This is a genomic window from Micromonospora sp. NPDC005206 (assembly GCF_040608175.1).
Taxonomy (GTDB): domain Bacteria; phylum Actinomycetota; class Actinomycetes; order Mycobacteriales; family Micromonosporaceae; genus Micromonospora.
Genome location: NZ_JBEXHU010000005.1, coordinates 357,351 through 375,738, shown reverse-complemented (window position 1 = coordinate 375,738; position 18,388 = coordinate 357,351). Strand labels below are relative to the sequence as shown.

Here is an 18,388-nt window from a genome sequence, read left to right as displayed (position 1 = left end):
CTCCTCGCTGCGGTGGCTCACGACAGGTCCACGCAGACGTTGGTGAGTTCGGAGTAGAAGTTCAACGAGTGCACGCCACCCTCGCGGCCGATGCCGGACGCCTTCACCCCGCCGAACGGGGTACGCAGGTCGCGCAGGAACCAGGTGTTGACCCAGACAATGCCGGCGTCCAGCCGGGCACCGGCCCGGTGCGCACGGCCCACGTCCCGGGTCCACACCGTCGCCGCCAGCCCGTACTCGGTGCCGTTGGCCAGCGCGTACGCCTCGTCCTCGGTGTCGAACGGCGCGACGTGCACCACCGGGCCGAAGATCTCCTCGCGGTTGGTGCGGGCGTCCGCGCCGAGCCCGGTGAGCACCGTCGGCTGCACGTACGACCCGCCGTCGCGAGCGTCACCGAAGGTGGGCGTGCCGCCGCCGGTCAGCACCTTCGCGCCCTCGGCGCGGGCCAGCTCGTAGTGGCCGAGCACCTTGGCCCGGTGCTGATGGGAGATCAGCGGCATGGTGGCCGTCGCCTCGTCGGCCGGCCAGCCGTACGCCAGCTCGCCGGCCCGCTTCGCCAGCCGGGCGGTGAACTCCTCGAAGATCGGACGCTGGACGTAGATGCGCTCGGTGCAGAGGCAGACCTGCCCGCCGTTGGTGAAGCTGGAGCGCACCGAGCCGGCCACCGCAGCGTCCAGGTCGGCGTCGGCGAAGACCAGGCCGGCGTTCTTGCCGCCCAGCTCGAAGCTCACCGCCTTCACCCCGTCGGCGGCGGCTCGCATGATCGCGCCGCCGGTGGCCGACTCACCGGTGAAGGTGATCGCGTCCACCCCGGGGTGGCGGGTGAGGAACTCGCCGGCCGAGTCGGGCCCGAACCCGTGCACCAGGTTGAACACCCCGGCCGGTACGCCGGCGGCGGCCATCACCTCGGCGAGCACCGTCGCCGAGGCCGGCGTCTCCTCGCTGGGCTTGATCACCACGGCGTTGCCGCAGGCCAGCGCGGGGGCGACCTTCCAGGTGAGCAGCAGCAGCGGCAGGTTCCACGGCACGATCACCGCGACCACGCCGACCGGCTTGCGGACCGCGTAGTTGAGCGCCCGACCGCCGGTCGGCGTGACCGTGGTGAACGACTCGGTGGGCGCGGTCGCCACGATCTCCGCGAACGCCCGGAAGTTCGCCGCGCCCCGAGGGATGTCCAGCGTGCGGGCCTGGGCGATGGACTTGCCGGTGTCGGCGACCTCGGCGGTGACCAGGTCGTCGAAGCGGCGTTCCAGCTCGTCGGCGACCCGGCGCAGCACCTCGGCGCGCTCGCGTTCGCCCATCCGGCCCCACGGCCCGCGCAGCGCGGCCCGGGCGGCGGCCACCGCGTCGTCCACGGTGGACTTCGACGCCTCGGCCACCTCGAAGACCTGCTCGCCGGTCACCGGGCTCATTTTGGTGAACGTCGGCCCTCCGTCGACGAACTCGCCGGCCACGAAGTTGCGCAGCCGCGGTGGCCCGGCTGGCGCCCGGCCGTCCATCAGTCGGGGATCCCAGCTGCCAGTCATGCGCGCCTCCCTCGGCTGAGCGCCGCGCCGATCGCACCGACCAGCAGCAACGCGGCGCCGCCGGCGAGCACGCCGAGCGCCCGGTGCTGCCGGCGGACCCGACGGCGAACCTCGGCGTACGGGGTGGTGGAGAAGGACACCAGCTCGTACTGGGAAACGTACCGGCCGGGCAGCGCCCGTTCCAGTGCGTGCTCCACCCGCCGACCGAGCTGGAAGACCGGTGAGGCGACCTTGTCCCGCATCTCCACGAAGTTGGTCAACGCCATCCTCGCGATGGCCTCGGCGTTCTCCTGCCGCCGCCGCTGGAACAGGGGCAGCGCCGCCGCCCAGTCGTCGGCGCACTCGTCGAGACAGCGGTCCAGCTCCACCACGTCCTCGAAGGCGCAGTTGGCGCCCTGGCCGTAGAACGGCACGATGGCGTGCGCGGCGTCGCCGAGCAGGCCGACCGTGCCGTTGACCTGCCAGGGTGTGCAGCGGACCGTGCCGAGCACGCCCACCGGGTTGTGCTGGTAGTCGTCCACCAGGCCCGGCGCCAGCGGGATCACGTCCGGGTAGTGCTGGGCGAAGTGCCGCTCGATCGCGGCCGGGCTGTCCAGCGAGGCGAAGCTGCCTGCGCCCTGGTTGGGCCAGAACAGCGTGCAGGTGAAGGAGCGGTCCGGGTTGGGCAGGGCGATCATCATCGAGGTGCCGCGCGGCCAGATGTGCAGCGCGTCCGGATCCAGCGCGAAATCCCCGCCCAGTGGCGGCAGGGTCAGCTCCTTGTAGCCGTAGTCGAGGAGATCCACGCTCTCGCTCAGCAGCCCGTGCGCCAGCAGCTGCCCGCGTACCGCCGAGCCCGCGCCGTCGGCTCCAAGCACCACCGACGCCTTGGCGGTGACCGGGCCCTGCGGGGTGTCGAAGGTCAGGCCGCCGTCGGTCGGGTCGAGCCCGACCAGCCGGTGATCGAAGACGATCCGTACGCCGGGCAGCTCGGCGGCCGCGTCCAGCAGGGCGTTGTTCAGCGCACCCCGGCTGATCGAGTTGATCGCCCGGTCACCGGCCGCGCTGTACGACTGGAACTGCGGCTCCCCCTCGACCGGGTGGATCATCCGGCCGCGCATCGGCAGGGCGTCGGTCATCACCTGCTCGTCGAGGCCGATCCGGCGCAGCGCGTCCAGCCCGCGCTCGGAGAGCGCCAGGTTGATGGAGCGGCCCCGCTCCGCCGTGCCGGCGCGCGGGTCCGGCCGGCGCTCGTAGAGCGCCACCGGGTAGCCGCGCCGGGCCAGGAAGCAGGCGGCCAGGCAGCCAGCCAGTCCGGCGCCGATGATCGCGATCTCGTCGCGCTGGGAAGTCATGAGGACACCTGCCCAACCGTCGCGGCGAGCGCTGCGGCGGCCCGCCAACAGTCGTGATACGTGGAGTAGAGCGGCACCGGGGCGAACCGGACCACGTCCGGCTCCCGGGCGTCCGCGATCACGCCGTGTTCGTGCCGCAGGCGCTTGGTCAGCTCGGCGGCGCTACCGGCGCCGATCCGCACCGAGAGCTGGCAGCCCCGCCGGGCGGGGTCGCGCGGGGTGATGACGCGCAGCGGCCGGTCGGCGGTGACCTCGTCGAGCAGTTGCTCCAGCCAACCGGTGAGCCGCAGGCTGCGGACGCGCAACGCCGGCATGCCGACCGCGTCGAACAGCTCCAGCGAGGTGCGCACCGGGCCCATCGCGAAGATCGGCGGGTTGGAGATCTGCCAGGCCTCCACGGTGGCCGGTGGCCGGGACACCGGCGTCATCTCGAACCGGGTGGCCGCCGCGGTGCTCCACCACCCCTCGAAGCGGGGCAGGTCGGGGTCGCCGAGGTGCCGCTCGTGCACGAAGACACCGGCCAGCGCGCCCGGCCCCGAGTTCAGGTACTTGTAGGAGCACCAGGCGGCGAAGTCGACGTCCCAGTCGTGCAGGGCCAGCGGCACATTGCCGACCGCGTGCGCCAGGTCCCAACCGACCACCGCGCCGGCCGCCCGGCCGGCGGCCGTGATCGCCGGGATGTCGAGCAGCTCGCCGGTCAGGTAGTTGACCCCGCCGAGCAGCACCAGCGCCACCCGGTCACCCTCGGCGGCCAGGTATCCGGTCACGTCCTCGGTGCGCAGGGCGTCCTCGCCGGGGCGCGGGCGCAGCCGGACCACGGTCTCGTCCGGGTCCAGGCCGTGGAACCGCGCCTGGCTGCGCACCGCGTAGCTGTCCGAGGGGAACGCGGCGTCCTCGATGACGATGCGGGTGCGGGCGCCGGCCGGGCGGTAGAAGCTGACCATCAGCAGGTGCAGGTTGACCGTGAGCGAGTTCATCACCACGGTCTCCGCGGGCCGGGCGCCGACCAGTCGGGCCGCCGGCGCCGTCAACAGCTCGTGGTACGGCAGCCAGGCCCGCTCCGCCTCCAGGTGCCCCTCGACGCCGAGCCGCTGCCAGGCGTCCAGATCGGCGAGGAGTTCGTCACGGGTGGCCCGGGGCTGCAGTCCGAGCGAGTTGCCGGCGAGGTACGCCGACTCGGCGTGGCTGCCGCCGTCGGCCGGCGGCACGTGGAACAGGTGCCGGTGGCCCGGGTCGGCGTCGTCCAGGCGGCGGGCCTCCGCTTCGCCAGCGGCGAAGCCCAGTGGCTCGGTTTGAGGGGTGTGCACAGGGGTGTCTCGCTCTCCGGTCACATCGCGGTGCGGGCCGACCACAGCTCCGGGAAGACCACCCGGGCCATGCTGCGCTGCAACCACGCCAGTCCGGCGGAGCCGCCGCTGCCGACCTTGGCGCCCATTGTCCGCTGCACCGCCTTGACGTGGTTCCACCGCCAGTCGCCGAACTCCTCGGCGACCCCGCTCAACGCCTCGCCGAGCAGCCGCAGGTGGTTGTCCGGGCCGGCGTCGGCGTAGATCCGCACCCAGGCCGCCTCGACCGACGGCTGCGGGTCGTGCTCGACCGCCACGTCCCGGTCGAGCAGGTCGGCGGGGAGGTCGAAGCCGTGCCGGGCGAGCAGCGCGAGCACGTCGTCCCAGAGGCTCGGGCTGGCCAGGGCGGCGCTGAGCTCGGCGTACACCTCGGTCTGCCGGCGGAACGGCCGGATCAGCGCCGGATCGCGCAGCCCGAGCAGGAACTCCAGCTGCCGGTACATCGCCGACTGGAAGCCGGAGCCCTCGCCGAGCAGGTTGCGGAACCGGTTGAAGTCGGCCGGCGTCATCCAGCGCAGACCCTGCCAGGCGGCATTCAGCCCCTCCAGGTGCAGCGTGGCGCGGCGCAGCGGGGCCAGCGCGTCCCAGACCCGGTCGGCGCGCAGCAGTCGCTGGGTCTCCCGCAGCTCGTGGCAGGTCAGCCCGAAGTACAGCTCCATGATCTGGCTGACCACCAGGAAGGACATCTCACCCGGGTCGGTGCTGAGCGGGTGCTGCAACTGGTGCAGGGCGCTCGCCTGCACGTACGCGTCGTACGGCACCAGCTCGGCGAACTCCAACGTCGGCTCGCCGCCGTTGCGCGCGGCGCGGGCGGCCCGCTGCCGCGGGGTCACCGGTCGCACCGTGGCGGCGCGGTTCGGCGCCCGCCGCTCCGTCTGATCCACCATTGGTCTCCCTCCCCCGGACTGCCGACGTCATGATCTCGCGGTCAGATCGGCCTGCGGAATGCCGGATCAACGGCTTCCGCCGCGTTCTCCTGGTGAAACAAAGGCAGCTAGGCGAATTGAGTTCACGAAAGTAAGGTCTGAGCGTGGACGACATGGACTGGGCGCTGCTGCGTGAGTTGCAGGCCGACGCGCGGCTCTCCTTCAGCGAGTTGTCCCGGCGGGTGCACCTGTCCCCACCTGCGGTCGCCGAACGGGTCCGCCGGCTGGAGGAGGCCGGGGTGATCACCGGCTACCACGCCCACGTCGACCTGACCCGGGCCGGTCGCACCGTGGTCGCCCTGATCCGGATGTCCTGCTACGGCGCGCGGTGCATCCTGCACGATCCCGCGGTCGCCGGCTGGCCGGAGATCCTGGAGATCCACCGGATCACCGGGGACGCGTGCAGCATGCTCAAGGTGGCGGCCGGTTCGATCGGCGAGTTCGAGGCGGTCATCGACCGACTCGCCCCGTACGGTCAGCCGTCGAGCACGATGGTCCTGTCCTCCCCGCTGGACTGGCAGCCGATCACCCCGCTCCCGTCCGCCGGCACCACCTCACGCCACCGCTGACCCCACCTGCACCCTGCCCTCCTGCGGGTTTGCCCCCTGGCCAGCGGGAAATCAGCGCGGTGCCCAGGGGAGGGTTCCGGCGGTCGTCGCCGGGAGGGGGAAATCATGCAGGGTCTTCGCACGATCAACCGCGCGCTCTCGGCCGCCCTGACACTGGTCGGGCTGGTCGGGGCATTCGTCCTGATGTCGGTCTCGCCGGCACGCGCCGGTGAGAACACCTTCATCGAGGTGACGCCGAACAGCGTCCAGGCCGGCAGCCGGGTCAATATCCGGGCGAGCTGCGACAACAACAACAATGAGCAGGCCAACGTGCACTCCGACGCGTTCGGGAACGTGATGCTCAGACCGGACAAGGGGTTCCTGACCGGCGAGGTGACCGTCCCGGGCGACAAACAGCCCGGTGACTACCCGGTCGACCTGCGCTGCCAGAACGGCCAGACGGCCTCGACCATGCTGACCGTGCTGAACATGGCCTCACCCAGCAAGGGGCCGGCGACCGGGGGCGGCGGCACGGCCGGCGGTCACGGCACCGGATCGCTGCTGGTACTCGGCGGGGTGGCGCTCGTGGCCACCGCGATCGTGCTCGGCATGGCCCGGAACCGGCGCCGGACCGGAGCCGGCTCCTGAGCCGGATCAACCATGAGCCGCAGAACCGCGCGTGCGCGGCCGGACCACGGTGCCCGCAGCCGGGCCGGGGCAACGCTCCGCGCCTCCGGCCGGCTGCTGGCCCGCGCCTCCGGCCGGCTGCGCCGGGTCGCGGGGCAGGCGGTGTCGGCCAGCGTAGCCACCACCGACCCGGCGACCCGCCCGCTGCCGCCACGCCGTCCGGCCGGGTCGCCGCCGGCCCGGTGGCGGTTGGGCACCGGACCGGGAGTGCCGGTGCTGGCCGTCGCCGCGCTGATGGTGCTGATCGTGGCGATGCTCGGCGTCGAGCAGGTGACCGGGATCAGCATGCTGCCCGACCGGCTCAGCGCCGGTCTGCGGCCGCCGCCGAAGAAGTTTCCGGTACTGCCCGCCAGCCGCCCGACGGGTCTGGCCATCCGCACGCTGGACCTGCAGGCGCCGGTGCATGACGTGGGCATCGCCCCGGACGGCACCATCGCCGTGCCGGACGCGGCCCGCGCCCAGGAGGCCGGCTGGTACGACCAGGGCCCCGCACCCGGCCAGTACGGCCCGGCGGTGATCGTCGGGCACGTGGACACCACCAGCGGGCCGGCGGTCTTCCACCAGCTGCGGGAGTTGCGTTCCGGCGACCAGGTCGAGGTCACCCGCTCGGACGGCAGGATCGCCGTCTTCGAGGTCGACTCGGTGGAGCGGTTCGACAAGGGCCGGCTGCCGGTGGACGAGGTGTACGGCGACTTCAGCCGCCCGAGCCTCCGGCTGATCACCTGCGGCGGCCGCTGGGTCGGCGGCGAGACCGGCTACTCGGACAACGTGGTGGTGTTCGCCTCGTTGGTCAAGTCGCGTGAGGGTGGCTGAGGTTGGGGTTGTTGCGGGAGCCCGACCCGCTCCGGGCGGTCAGGCTTGATCCCTGCGCGGGTCGGGCTCCCGCAAACCCTCGCGCCGGCCATTGCCGCCTTGAGCCGCCGGGCTCAGGGGTGGCTTCAGCCCCGGTTGCGGCGTCGGGTCAGGCGGCGGTGTTTGGGTCAGCGGGCGGCTCTGGGTCAGGCTGCGGCTTCGGGCTCGCGCAGGTCGAGCCAGTCGGCCCAGCGCGGGTCGGGGGCGCGGTGCCCGAGCACCCGCCAGGCGGTGCCCTTTGGCGCGGCCGGCAGGGCGTGCAGCCGCCAACCCAGCTCGGCGGGGGTCTTGTCGCCCTTGGTGTGGTTGCACCGCGCGCACGCGGCGACCACGTTCTCCCAGGCGTGTCGACCGCCCCGGCTCCGCGGGAAGACGTGGTCGATGGTCTCCGCCGGGCCTCGGCAGTAGGCGCACCGCCACCCGTCCCGGGCGAAGATCGCCCGGCGGGAGAGCCCGACGTGGGTGCGGTACGGGACGCGGACGAAGCGGGTCAACCGGACGACCGATGGCACTGGGAGCGCGTCCCGCGCGCTGTGCAGGATGCCGTCACCGTCGGCGACGCAGACCGCCTTGGCGGAGAGAACGAGGATCGCGGCTCGACGCACCGACACGACACACAGCGGCTCGTAGGTGGCGTTGAGGACCAACGCGCCGGAGCCCACCGTGGGTCGTATGTCAGGCATCGCGCTCACCCTCCCGGTTCAGCGGCAGCTGGGCGCCGCCGCCGACCGGAGTGGGGCACGACGACCCACACGGTCGACGCCGGTCCGATCACCGACGTCCGTTGCGCCAATAGTCCCTGATCGGACCCCGGATTGCACGTACTAATCCCTCTTGGGGTATGAGGATCATCCGCATCCGGGCGGATCGCCGTCCCGACCTGGGAGAACTCTGCCGTTGCCTGACAGCGGTTGCCAGCCCTTGCCGGTCTCACTTGTGCCGGATCTGTGCCCGATGATCTTCGATCCCACCCCTTCCTGGAATCGCACCGACATCTTCCTATTCATCGCTCAATCTGGCTATCATCGCGTTATGGCGATTGATTGCACTCCTGGCCTGGCTCCGGCCGTGGCGCTGTTCCGGTCTCTCGGGGATCCGGCCCGGCTTGCGATTCTGCGCCGAATCGCGTCCAGCGAGGCTCGGGTGGTCGACCTGACTGGCGAGCTGGGGTTGGCGCAGTCGACGGTGTCAAAGCACTTGGCGTGTCTGCGTGACTGTAGCCTGATCGACTACCGGGTAGAGGGTCGCCAGTCGTTCTACGCCCTCACCCGGCCTGAGCTGCTGGATCTACTGCGCTCGGCGGAACAGGTCCTCGCTGCCACCGGCGAGGCCGTAGCTCTGCGCCCGGTCTACGGGACTCCGGCCGACTCCACCTTGGGAGTGAGCGCGTGAGTGCGTCGCTGCTGACTCCGGAGCGTCGGGCGGTGCTGTCCCGACGCAGCCTTTGGCTGGCCTATGCGACCGCCGGTTACAACCTGCTTGAGGGCCTCGTCGCGATCGCCGCTGGCGCGGCGGCCTCCTCCACCGCCCTGATCGGCTTCGGCCTGGACTCCTTCGTCGAGGTGTCCAGCGCAGCAGTCGTGATCTGGCAGTTCCGCTCTCGGGTGCCCGAGGACAGGGAACGACTGGCGCTGCGGCTCATCGGCGCATCGTTCTTCGCCCTGGCAGCCTGGGTCACCTTCGACGCCGTCCGCTCATTGCTGTCCGGGGGAGACGCTGACGCCAGCCGGGTCGGCATCGGCCTTGCCGTCGCGTCGCTGCTCGTGATGCCGTTGCTCGTTCGGGCCAAACGTCGCACCGGCAGGGAACTCGGCTCGGCAACAGTCATGGCCGACTCGACACAGACGATGCTGTGCACCTATCTGTCTGCGGTGCTGCTCATCGGCCTGGTCCTCAACGCCGCTTGGGGTTGGTCATGGGCCGACCCGATCGCGGCACTCGTGATCGCCGGGGTGGCAATTAAGGAAGGAATTGAGGCATGGCGGGGTGAGCACTGCGACGAATGCACACCCCTGCCTGCCGTCGATACCGCTACCGACCAAGCCTCAGGCTGCGGCAATGGCTGCTGCGCCGACCGCACGGTGTAGCCCTCTCTTCTGGTAAGCGGATCACCCGCACCGGGGCCGATTCGTACCCTTCTGGGGTCTGTGGTGTCCTTGGCGCGGTGGCAGCGCCGAGGGCGTGGCGTGTCCAAGGTCCACTCGGGGCTCGTCGCGGTGTGGACCACGCTCCGGTCGGCGGTGCTCGGGTATGGATCGGCCCGGATAAGATCGTCGGTCGTGACCCCGACCTCGCGCCGACTGTCCGCCCTACTGCGGCCGCTTCGGAGCTGGGCGCCGGCGCTGGTCCTGTTGGGGGCGGTGGTCGCGGCCGCGGGGGTCGTGGCCGTCGGACTGCGCGGTTCCCCCGCCGCGCCGTCCCGGGCTGTACTGGTCTCCAGCGGTGCGTGGGCACCGTTCGTGGGTCCCGATCTGCCCGGCGGCGGCCCGGTCACGGAGCTGGTCGTCGAATTGCTCAGCCGGTCCGGATACTCCCCCGAGGTCAGGTACACGTCCTGGCCCCTGGCCGAGGAGACGGTTTCCTCCGGAGCCTCCATCGGGGCGTTTCCGCTGGTGGCCAGCGAGTCACGGCGTACCAAGTTCCTCCTCTCCGACCCACTGATCGACTTCGAGTACGTGCTGTTCTACAACCGCCGCAACGGCGAGCCGAAGGTCTCGTCCGCCGGCGACCTCGGTGCGTTACGAGTGGGCGGCATCGCCGGGTACGACTACTGGGACGAGTTGGAGTCGGCGGTTCCCGAATTCGTGGAGTTCGAATCGGCCCTGGAGGGTTTCCAGGCGCTCGCCGACGGCCGGATCGACCTGCTCGCCGAGGGGCTGCTCCCCGGTCAGGCGGTGCTTGCCGACCCGTCCTTCGCCGGTGACGCCGGGGACTTCGGTCACCTCCAGGGCGACAACCGGCTGGTGCATTCGGTGCAGGGCCTGCACTTCATGATGGCGGACACCAACGAAACCGCCTCGGTGATGGCGAAGCTCAACGGAGTGCTCACGAAGATGCGTCAGAGCCAGGAGTACGAGGACATCATCGCCGGGCTCGAACCGTCCGCGTTCGACGAGGTGACCCTGACTCCGGTCGCTCTGTCAGGTCTGGTGGAACTCCTCGACCAGGAAGGCAAGCCGGTTCTGCTCGCTCCGAAGGGCACCAGGGCGCGAGTGCTGGCCTGGCCCGAGGCGTTCGTCGGAACCGGCGGCCCGCCGTCGGCAAAGGTCCTCGTCAAGGTGAAGGTGACCAACGGTCCCGCGCAGGGCCGGGTGCTGCACGTCGATGCCCGTGCCCTGCTGCTCGATCCGGGGACGGAATGATCCAGCTACGGATCCTGGCCCCGGTCGCGGTGGACTACTACGCCGTGCCTGGTGCGTCTCTGCGCGATCCTCATGGGTACGCGCGGTTCTGGGCCGACCAGCAGCGGGCGGTGGACGAGCTGCTGGCGGGGCTGGCGCCGGGCCCGGTGGCGGATGTGCCCCGGCGTCCCCCGTCCGTCGTGCTGGAACACACCCGGGCCACACGTTCGTTGAACCTCTACCGCACCATCGACGACCATGCGATCGAGCGGACGACGCACGTCCTCACCGGCACGCTGCACCCTGAGCACCTGCCGGGAGTGTTCGGCGGCGTCACCACCGCTCCGCATGTCGGGGTCGTCGAGATCAGCTTCCGGCTGTACGACCACGGCCTGATGTTGCTGGAGATGCTGGCCGACGTTGATCCGCGGCCCGCCGAGCACACCGAGGGCCTGGCGAGCCGCCTCGACGAACTCCAGGCCCGAGCGGTGGCGATGGGTGAGCGGGCAGCGCGGGAGATCGTCGCGCGGTACCTGGATCCGCTGCTGCGCCTGCTGCGTGCGGCCGACCGGGACAACCGGATCCTGGTCGCGGCGACCCCCGAGGGCGACCCGTTGACGGCGGAGTTCGGCGAGCCGCTCTGGGTCACCCGCAGCCTCGTACTCGACCCGGCCGAACCGGGAGCCGACGCGGTGACCCGGCACTGGATCAAAGACGTGGTGATCGCCGACGACGTCCGCGACCCGGCGGACCGGCTGCTCGACGGCGACCTGGAGCACCTGGTCCGCTGGCTGAACTACATCTTCCTGGACCGCACCGGGGTCGGCGGCCGGATGCTGCCCGGTGACCCGTTCCGCGACCAGTGGGACGCCCTGCGCTACGCGCAGGTGTTCTACGGCGCGCTGGATCGGATCGACGCCCGGCTGTCGAAGATCCTCGCGGATTCGGCGGCGGCCGATTCCCGCTGGGAACTGGAGCAGCTGAAGGGGAACCTGTTGGGGCTGAGTCAGCGCGCGGAGCTGATCATCATGGAGCGCCAGGACCTGTCGAAGTACCTCAAGCGCGCGGTACGGGCGGAGATGGACGCCATCCTCGGGTTCTGGGACTACGAGAGCTTGCTGGCACAGCCGGTCCGGTTCAAGATCGAGGTCTGCGACCGGCGCCTGGCCGAACTCGCCACACGGCGCACGGCCCGTTCGGCGATGTTCACCGACCTCATCCTGCTGGGCATCGGCGTGACGTCGATCCTGGGTACGGCGCTCGCGGTGACCGAGTTCGGGCGGTCGATGACCAACGACCCGGGCATGGCCGTCTACGACCTGGGACGCTCGTCGATCATGGCTTGGATCGCCGGGCAGCCCGCGGACGCCGTCCTGATCACGTCCGGCATGGTGTCGCTGCTGTTGGTGATCATGTATCTGTTCTTCCGTCGCGACCGGACCTGATGCGAACAGCCCTGCGCAGCCGCCCGATCCGGACGCTGGCGATCACCCAGTTCCTGCTCGAAGTGCAGTTCTGGTTTCCGATCTGGCTGATCTACCTGCTCGATCTGGGCTTCCCTCTGACAACGGCGGTACTCGCCGACGGAGCGTTCCGGATCGTCTCGGTGATCTGCGAGTTCCCGGTGGGGCTGGTCGCCGATCGGATCGGGCGGCGGGCCACCTATCTGGCGCTGGCCGGTGCGACGGTGCTGACCTTCGCCGTCATCACGCAGATCCGGTCCGTGCAGGTGCTGTTCGGAGCGTGGGTGCTCTGGGGTGTGCTGTGGGCGTTGTCGTCCGGCGCCGCCAGCACCTACCTGTACGAGCTGTGCGCCCAGGACGCTCTCGACATCGACCCGGCCAGGGCGATCGGGCTGGTACGGGCGGTCGGCAACGTGTCCGTCCTCGTCTCGCTGCTGGCCGCGGGCTACCTGTACGACGTGGACCACCGGCTCCCGTTCGCCGTCACCGCCGTACTGGCCGCGGTCGCGTTCCTGCTCGCGTTCACGCTGCCGGAGATCGCCGGCTCACGGGTGGTCGCCACGGTCTCCTCGGTGCTGGCGGACATCCGGGGCGCGGCAGCCGACCCCCGCGTACGTCGGGCCGTGCGGCTGGGCGCGCTGCTGCTGCTGTTCGGCTGGAGCGCCCGCATCCTCTTCCAGCCACTCGCGCTGCATCTGGGCCTGTCTGCGCAGGTCACCGGATGGATGTACGGGGTGTTCGCGGCCGCCTCGGCGCTCGGTGGGCTGGTCGCCGGATACGTCCGCCCGGCGCACCGCGCCGGTGCGCTGAGCGCCGCGTTCCTCCTCATCCTCGCCGCGCTGGTGGCGACCAACCAGATGGACCGGCTCGGCCCGTTCCTCTTCCTGCCGATGATGGGATTCGGGTACACCCTCGGCCTGACGGTGCTGGAGGTCTTCACCAACGAGGTCACCCCGCGGGCGGTACGCGCCACGATCTTCGGGGTGATCGCCTGTGTCGGTGGTGTCGGCATCGCCGTGGCCCGCCCCGGTCTCGGGATGCTGGCGGAACGGCACTCCACGACCTTCGCGTTCGGGATCTGGGCTGGCGTGGGCGTGCTGCTGATCGGCCTGGCGGTGCCGGGAATCCGCCGGATCCGGGTGGCCGCCGCCCACCCGACATCCGACCGCTGAGCGAGCAGGTGTTCCCCGCGGCAGATCACCCGGCCGGTGGGTCGCCGATGGTCGCGCCGACCCGTTGCGGTACGAAGACAGGGTGAGTGCCGCCAGCGTGACGCCCCTTGCCCTGTCCACCGCCCCGTCGGTGAGCTGTCAGGGCAGTTCCTCCTGCGAGTTCCTGTACCGAATGACCCACTCGGCGTGGTTCGCCGAGGGCAGCTACTGGATCCTGCTCAAGCCGCTCCGGGTGCTGCTGATCGTGGCGCTGGCGATGGTCGCCCGCTGGGCGCTGCACCGGACGATCAACCGGTTGGTTCGGACCACCACCGACGGCGCGGTGCCGACGATGCTGCGGCCGCTGCGCGAACGGGTGCCCACCGCCGCGGTCAACCCGACCGAGTTCGTGCCGGAGCGGCGTCGGCAGCGGGCCGAGGCGATCGGCTCGGTGCTGCGCAGCCTGACCACCGCGTTCGTCTTCGGCATCGCGCTGCTGATGATCCTGCGCGAGTTCAGCTTTGACCTGGCTCCGCTGCTGGCCAGCGCCGGGATCGCCGGCGTCGCGCTGGGCTTCGGCGCGCAGAGCCTGGTCAAGGATCTGATCGCCGGGTTGTTCATGCTGATCGAAGACCAGTACGGCGTGGGTGACACCGTCGACCTGGGCGAGGCGACCGGTGTGGTCGAGTCGGTCGGGCTGCGGGTCACCACGGTGCGCGACGGTCGCGGCGTGCTCTGGTACATCCGCAACGGCGAGATCGTCCGGGTGGGCAACAAGAGCCAGGGGTGGGCCCTGGTGGTGGTGGACCTCCCGATCGGTTTCAGCGGCACCGAGGAGGCGACCGCCGTGTTGCGGACCGCGGCCGCCTCGGTGGCGGTGGACCCGGAGCTGTCGCCGGAGATCGTGGAGGCGCCGGAGGTGCTGGGCGTCGAACAGATGACGGTGGACGGCGCGGTGATCCGGACGGTGGTGAAGACGACCGCCGACGGGCAGTTCGCGGTGGGCCGGGAGCTGCGCCAGCGGCTGGCGGAGGCGCTGGAGAACTCGGGGATCACCGCACAAATCGCCTCCTCGCGCATTTATCCCGGTCTACTGAACCGGCCGTTGGCCGACGGCGAGACTGGTCAGGGCGGTGCGACCTGACCCGGCGGGCACTGTCCGCGAATCCAGGGGTCGCGGGCCACCCGGCCCCTCAGGTATCGTCCGTTCGTTCAGTCGGGGATGCGACGAACGATCCGTTCGCGCTAGCTAGTTGTCAGACGATCGGGCAGAATCCGGAGCACGCGTTCCCGCCGGAGCGTGATCACATCCTCGCTGATCCGTAGATCTGACGAGTGTTCCCGGCCGGGCTGCCACGAGCGGTCTCTCCGGGGGCCGATGGAGGCGACGGTGCCCGACGAGCGACCTTCCGTGGAAGGCCCGGCCACTTTCCGCGAGGTGTTCGACCAACGCGAGTTCCGGGCCGTCTTCACGGCCGGCGCCCTCTCCTGGGTGGGTGACTACGTCGCCAAGGCCGCCGTCACCCTGCTCGTCTACCAGCAGACCAAATCCGTCGCGCTCTCCGCCGCCGCCTTCGCGGTCAGCTACCTGCCCTGGCTGCTCGGTGGGCCTCTGCTCGCCGCGCTGGCCGAGCGGCACCCGTACCGGCGGGTGATGGTGGCGTGTGACGTGATCCGGATGGCGCTGATGCTGCTCATCGCCATCCCGAACCTGCCCGTCCCGGCCGTGCTGCTGCTGATCTTCGCCGCCACGCTGGCCAACCCGCCCAGCCAGGCGGCGAAGTCCGCCCTGATACCGCAGATCCTCGCCGGGGACCGGCTGGTCGTCGGGTTGTCGCTGAACAGCAGCATCGGGCAGGCCGCCCAGGTCGTCGGCTACCTCGTCGGCGCCGCCGTCGCCGCGATCGACCCGGCCCTCGCGCTGCTGATCAACGCGGTGACCTTCGCCGTCTCGGCGCTGATCGTCCGGCTGGGCGTCCGCGACCGGGCCCCACTGATGACCACCGCGCACCGCAGCCACCTGCTCCGCGAGACCGCCCAGGGGTTCCAGATCGTGTTCGGCACACCGGTGCTGCGGGCCATCGCGGTGCTGGTCTTCAGCGCGATGCTCTTCTCGATCGTTCCGGAGGGGCTGGCCGCGGCCTGGGCCAACCAGGACACCGGCGGCGACCTGGACGCGGGCGTGGCGCAGGCGGTGATCATGGTGGCCAACCCGGTCGGTTTCATCCTCGGCGGGCTGCTGGTGAGCCGACTGTTCGGCCCGGCCCGGCGGCTGGCCCTGATGCGGCCGCTGGCCGTGTTCGCCCCACTGGTCCTCGTGCCGGCGCTGTTCGACCCACCGCCGCTGGTGGTGGCTCTGCTCGCGGCCCTCTGCGGGTTCGCGGTCGCCGGCATGCTGCCGATGGCGAACGGGCTGTTCGTCCAGGCGCTGCCCGCCATCTTCCGGGCCCGCGCATTCGGCGTCATGGCCACCGGCGTGCAGGTCATCCAGGGTGTGGCGGTGCTGGTCACCGGGCTGCTCGCCGACCGGTTCGACATTCCGCTGGTGGTCGGTGTGTGGAGCGCCGCCGGGGTGCTGCTGATGATGGTGGCCGCGCTGCGGTGGCCGGACAAGCAGACCGTGGACGGGACGATCGCGGCGGCGACCGCGGCCAACGCCGAGTCACATGGCCCGGACAGCCCGAGCGCCGGCGGCACGGGGGCGGCGGCCCCCGAGCCGCGGACCGGCGACGGCCGCCGCCGGCACGCGGTCACCTGAGCCGGTCCCTGCCGGCGCCGACGGGAGCGGGCGGCGTGACCCGACGCACGGCGTCCGGGTCGGACTGGCGCGGGCCACACCTGGCAGGATGGAACGGTGAACCCCGCAGGCGAATCCGACCGACCCGGTGCATCGACAACCCTCTTCGAGGCGGTCGGCGGCGAGCCGACCTTCCGCAAGCTGGTGGCCGAGTTCTACGCCGGCGTCGCCACCGATCCCCTGCTCCGGCCCATGTACCCGGAGGAGGACCTGGGCCCGGCGGCGGACCGGATGACCCTGTTCCTGATGCAGTACTGGGGCGGCCCGAACACGTACTCCGCCCAGCGGGGGCACCCGCGGCTGCGGATGCGGCACGCGCCGTTCCGCATCGGCCTGGCCGAGCGGGACGCCTGGCTGCGGCACATGCGCCGCGCCGTGGACCGGCTCGACCTGGAGCCGGAGATCGCCGGCGCGCTCTGGGACTACCTGGAGCGGGCCGCGCACTTCATGGTCAACGCCGTGGACGAAGCGGCCGACGGCGCCTGACGGGCCCGTCACGGCGCCCGCCCGGCGGCAGCCTCAGAGCAGCGCGCCCTCGTCGTGCAGCCAGTCCACGAAGCTGGTGGCCACCGCGGCGCCGCAGTCGAGCATCTCGACCAGCAGCGCGTCGTGGGTGCCGGCAGCGAGCGGCACCTGCAGCTCGGCGTAGATCGGCAGCTGCCCGCGCTCGGTCGGGTCACCGATGTACGCCTTGCAGAACCGACGGGTGTGGTTCCACTCGTTGACCACCCGGTAGGCCCGGTCGGCCCAGTCCGGCGGCACCGTGGCGTGCGGACGGGCCCGCATCACCAGAATCTCGTCCTCCGGCCCCTCGAGGGTGACCAGCACGGCGTGCCGCTCCCACATGGCCAGCAGGTTGCCGTCACCGTCGGCCAGATATCGCACGTCGAGCAGATCGAGTGCGTCACACACGCGACGCAGGCTCACCGCCTCGACGGTGGCCGGCATCTCGGTCAGCACGGGCCGCTCGTTTCCCGGACAGTCGTCCCCCGGCTGCCGAGGGCTGGGCGGCCCGACCCGGACCGCGCTCTCGACTGTGATCCCCCTTCGGGCTTCCGGATCGCCGCCCTCAGCGGGACCCGGGCGCCATGACCACCACGGCATCGCTCGCGCACCTCACTCCCCAGCGGATCCAGCCGCCTACGGTGCGTTGGATCCGAGGATGGACGGTACCCGGACAGCCGAGTTGAAGCACCCCCCCAACGACCGCCCCAGCCCAGAAGAATGACCAGGGGTCATCCGTTCGGACGAGTCGCCAGGGGTGTGACGGCGAGATCCGTGGCCTTCTGCAACCAGGCCGCTCCGTATGGTCCCACCAGGCCGACCCAACGGCCGGCCACCCGCACCTGGACGGCGGCACCCGCGGGGGCGCCCGCCGGGCGGTCAGCCGTGCCCAGGAAGCCCATCCGCGTCAGCCCCTGCACCAGTCGCTGCGGCACCTCCACCGGCGGACCGGGCGGGTCGTCCGGAGTGACCAGCACGGCCACGTGGTCGAGCAGCGCGTCACGCAGCGCGCGTTGGCCCACCGCGCGACCGGCCACGCCGTGCTCACTCGCGGCGCGCAGGGTGCCGGCCGCCGCGCCCGCGATCCGCCACAGCTCGGCGGCGGGCAGCGCCTCCACCGGTTGGCTGCGGGCCGGCGGCAACGGCCACCGCCACTGCGCGTCCCGGCGGGCCGGCAGGGCCGCGCCCCCACGCTCCAGCTCCGCCAGCAGCTCCGGAGCCGCCACGGTGACGTCCGTGGACGCGCCGTCGGCCGGGCCGCCGTCCACCGTCCGGACCACCAGCACCTGCCACGGCAGCCGGGCCCAGAGGGCGACCCGGCCGGCGGCACCGGCCGGCCGCAGCCGGACCGGCGCCACCGGATCCAGCCGGACCAGCCGGGCCAGGAAGGCACCCGCGTCGGCCACCCCGGTGAGGCCGTGCCCGGGCGGCGCCGCCCGGTCCGGCCCAGCCGTGTCCGGCCGGGTCACGCAGCGCCGCCCTGCGGGGCGTAGGTGAGCAGGAACTCGCGCTCCTCGGCGCTGATCCGCCGGGGCACCTGGCGGGTCAGGTCGAACGGCACCAGCACCGAGCGGGCCCGGCTGGCCAGCACCTCGCCGTCGTACAGCTCGTAGGCGACGGTGAACCGGGAGGCCCGGATCTCCTCCACCCACAGCTCGATCCGGACGGTGGGTGCGGCCTCCGCGGTGGCCCGACCCAGCGCGTAGTCGACCGGGCGCAGGTAGTCGACCTCGTGCCGGCGGATCACCACCCCGTCGGCGAACGAGCCGACCCCCCAGGCCCGGCCGCCGGCGAACATCAACGCCACCCGCGCCTCCTCGTACAGGGTGAGGAAGCGCGAGTTGTTGACGTGGCCGTACGCGTCCAGGTCGGACCAGCGCAGTGTGCAGTGGTAGACGAACCGGTCAGACACC

Annotated in this window: 19 protein-coding genes; 11 read left to right on the top strand and 8 right to left on the bottom strand. The window is 71.6% G+C overall.

Annotated elements, in window-relative coordinates:
• Positions 1-17: 17 nt before the first annotated feature.
• The 4 genes from ABZU69_RS09900 to ABZU69_RS09885 are packed head-to-tail and all read right to left on the bottom strand — an operon-like array spanning position 18 to position 5,090.
• Positions 18-1,499, bottom strand: coding sequence for a 2-hydroxymuconic semialdehyde dehydrogenase (locus tag ABZU69_RS09900; protein WP_354964027.1), 1,482 nt, complete (start codon positions 1,497-1,499; stop codon positions 18-20).
• Positions 1,500-1,522: 23 nt separating this feature from the next.
• Complete coding sequence (locus ABZU69_RS09895) at positions 1,523-2,860, bottom strand: NAD(P)/FAD-dependent oxidoreductase (protein WP_354963976.1); 1,338 nt, start codon at positions 2,858-2,860, stop codon at positions 1,523-1,525.
• Positions 2,857-4,167, bottom strand: coding sequence for a kynureninase (gene kynU / locus ABZU69_RS09890; protein WP_354963975.1), 1,311 nt, complete (start codon positions 4,165-4,167; stop codon positions 2,857-2,859). The genes ABZU69_RS09895 and kynU overlap by 4 nt, the downstream gene beginning before the upstream one ends.
• A 20-nt stretch (positions 4,168-4,187) precedes the next feature.
• Entirely contained in the window at positions 4,188-5,090 is a 903-nt protein-coding gene (locus ABZU69_RS09885; protein ID WP_354963974.1) for a tryptophan 2,3-dioxygenase family protein, read from the bottom strand.
• Between the two features lie 146 nt (positions 5,091-5,236).
• Here ABZU69_RS09885 and ABZU69_RS09880 point away from each other — a divergent pair, with 146 nt between their 5' ends.
• The 3 genes from ABZU69_RS09880 to ABZU69_RS09870 all read left to right on the top strand — a co-directional run bounded on the left by ABZU69_RS09880 (position 5,237) and on the right by ABZU69_RS09870 (position 7,180).
• Entirely contained in the window at positions 5,237-5,701 is a 465-nt protein-coding gene (locus ABZU69_RS09880; RefSeq protein ID WP_354963973.1) for an Lrp/AsnC family transcriptional regulator, read from the top strand.
• 153 nt (positions 5,702-5,854) lie between these two features.
• Positions 5,855-6,328, top strand: a complete 474-nt coding sequence (locus ABZU69_RS09875) for a hypothetical protein (RefSeq protein ID WP_354964026.1) — start codon at positions 5,855-5,857, stop codon at positions 6,326-6,328.
• A gap of 12 nt (positions 6,329-6,340) precedes the next feature.
• On the top strand, positions 6,341-7,180 hold the full coding sequence (locus tag ABZU69_RS09870; RefSeq protein WP_354963972.1) for a class F sortase: 840 nt from the start codon (positions 6,341-6,343) through the stop codon (positions 7,178-7,180).
• A gap of 185 nt (positions 7,181-7,365) precedes the next feature.
• On the opposite strand, the gene ABZU69_RS09865 is transcribed toward ABZU69_RS09870, so the two are convergent.
• Entirely contained in the window at positions 7,366-7,902 is a 537-nt protein-coding gene (locus tag ABZU69_RS09865; protein WP_074313833.1) for an HNH endonuclease, read from the bottom strand.
• A gap of 349 nt (positions 7,903-8,251) precedes the next feature.
• On the opposite strand from ABZU69_RS09865, the gene ABZU69_RS09860 reads away from it, so the two are divergent.
• From ABZU69_RS09860 to ABZU69_RS09825, 8 genes are all read left to right on the top strand, one after another.
• Positions 8,252-8,611 carry a metalloregulator ArsR/SmtB family transcription factor gene (locus ABZU69_RS09860; protein ID WP_354964025.1) on the top strand — a complete coding sequence of 120 codons (360 nt, stop codon included), beginning with the start codon at positions 8,252-8,254 and terminating at the stop codon, positions 8,609-8,611.
• On the top strand, positions 8,608-9,306 hold the full coding sequence (locus ABZU69_RS09855) for a cation transporter (RefSeq protein WP_354963971.1): 699 nt from the start codon (positions 8,608-8,610) through the stop codon (positions 9,304-9,306). Before ABZU69_RS09860 ends, ABZU69_RS09855 begins: the two co-directional genes overlap by 4 nt.
• Before the next feature lie 192 nt (positions 9,307-9,498).
• Entirely contained in the window at positions 9,499-10,581 is a 1,083-nt protein-coding gene (locus ABZU69_RS09850; RefSeq protein ID WP_354963970.1) for a transporter substrate-binding domain-containing protein, read from the top strand.
• Complete coding sequence (locus tag ABZU69_RS09845) at positions 10,578-12,005, top strand: hypothetical protein (RefSeq protein ID WP_354963969.1); 1,428 nt, start codon at positions 10,578-10,580, stop codon at positions 12,003-12,005. Before ABZU69_RS09850 ends, ABZU69_RS09845 begins: the two co-directional genes overlap by 4 nt.
• Positions 12,005-13,195, top strand: a complete 1,191-nt coding sequence (locus ABZU69_RS09840; protein WP_354963968.1) for an MFS transporter — start codon at positions 12,005-12,007, stop codon at positions 13,193-13,195. The genes ABZU69_RS09845 and ABZU69_RS09840 overlap by 1 nt, the downstream gene beginning before the upstream one ends.
• Positions 13,196-13,307: 112 nt before the next feature.
• A complete protein-coding gene (locus ABZU69_RS09835; RefSeq protein ID WP_354964024.1) occupies positions 13,308-14,318 on the top strand; it encodes a mechanosensitive ion channel family protein in 1,011 nt (336 codons plus the stop codon).
• A gap of 234 nt (positions 14,319-14,552) precedes the next feature.
• Positions 14,553-15,932, top strand: a complete 1,380-nt coding sequence (locus tag ABZU69_RS09830; RefSeq protein ID WP_354963967.1) for an MFS transporter — start codon at positions 14,553-14,555, stop codon at positions 15,930-15,932.
• Positions 15,933-16,028: 96 nt separating this feature from the next.
• Positions 16,029-16,457: a globin gene (locus ABZU69_RS09825; RefSeq protein WP_354963966.1), complete on the top strand. Its 429-nt coding sequence runs from the start codon at positions 16,029-16,031 to the stop codon at positions 16,455-16,457.
• Positions 16,458-16,490: 33 nt separating this feature from the next.
• Here ABZU69_RS09825 and ABZU69_RS09820 read toward each other — a convergent pair whose 3' ends face one another.
• The 3 genes from ABZU69_RS09820 to ABZU69_RS09810 all read right to left on the bottom strand — a co-directional run bounded on the left by ABZU69_RS09820 (position 16,491) and on the right by ABZU69_RS09810 (position 18,387).
• Complete coding sequence (locus ABZU69_RS09820; RefSeq protein WP_354963965.1) at positions 16,491-17,075, bottom strand: YbjN domain-containing protein; 585 nt, start codon at positions 17,073-17,075, stop codon at positions 16,491-16,493.
• 131 nt (positions 17,076-17,206) lie between these two features.
• A complete protein-coding gene (locus ABZU69_RS09815; RefSeq protein WP_354963964.1) occupies positions 17,207-17,944 on the bottom strand; it encodes a hypothetical protein in 738 nt (245 codons plus the stop codon).
• Entirely contained in the window at positions 17,941-18,387 is a 447-nt protein-coding gene (locus ABZU69_RS09810; protein WP_354963963.1) for a thioesterase family protein, read from the bottom strand. The genes ABZU69_RS09815 and ABZU69_RS09810 overlap by 4 nt, the downstream gene beginning before the upstream one ends.
• Position 18,388 lies beyond the last annotated feature (1 nt).

Excerpts from the sequence above, each read along its gene's own strand:
- ABZU69_RS09900 (WP_354964027.1), bottom strand. The coding sequence starts at position 1,499 with ATGGACGGCCGGGCGCCAGCCGGGCCACCGCGGCTGCGCAACTTCGTG.
- ABZU69_RS09895 (WP_354963976.1), bottom strand. The coding sequence starts at position 2,860 with ATGACTTCCCAGCGCGACGAGATCGCGATCATCGGCGCCGGACTGGCT.
- ABZU69_RS09870 (WP_354963972.1), top strand. The coding sequence starts at position 6,341 with ATGAGCCGCAGAACCGCGCGTGCGCGGCCGGACCACGGTGCCCGCAGC.
- ABZU69_RS09865 (WP_074313833.1), bottom strand. The coding sequence starts at position 7,902 with ATGCCTGACATACGACCCACGGTGGGCTCCGGCGCGTTGGTCCTCAAC.
- ABZU69_RS09860 (WP_354964025.1), top strand. The coding sequence starts at position 8,252 with ATGGCGATTGATTGCACTCCTGGCCTGGCTCCGGCCGTGGCGCTGTTC.
- ABZU69_RS09845 (WP_354963969.1), top strand. The coding sequence starts at position 10,578 with ATGATCCAGCTACGGATCCTGGCCCCGGTCGCGGTGGACTACTACGCC.
- ABZU69_RS09840 (WP_354963968.1), top strand. The coding sequence starts at position 12,005 with ATGCGAACAGCCCTGCGCAGCCGCCCGATCCGGACGCTGGCGATCACC.
- ABZU69_RS09830 (WP_354963967.1), top strand. The coding sequence starts at position 14,553 with ATGGAGGCGACGGTGCCCGACGAGCGACCTTCCGTGGAAGGCCCGGCC.
- ABZU69_RS09820 (WP_354963965.1), bottom strand. The coding sequence starts at position 17,075 with ATGCCGTGGTGGTCATGGCGCCCGGGTCCCGCTGAGGGCGGCGATCCG.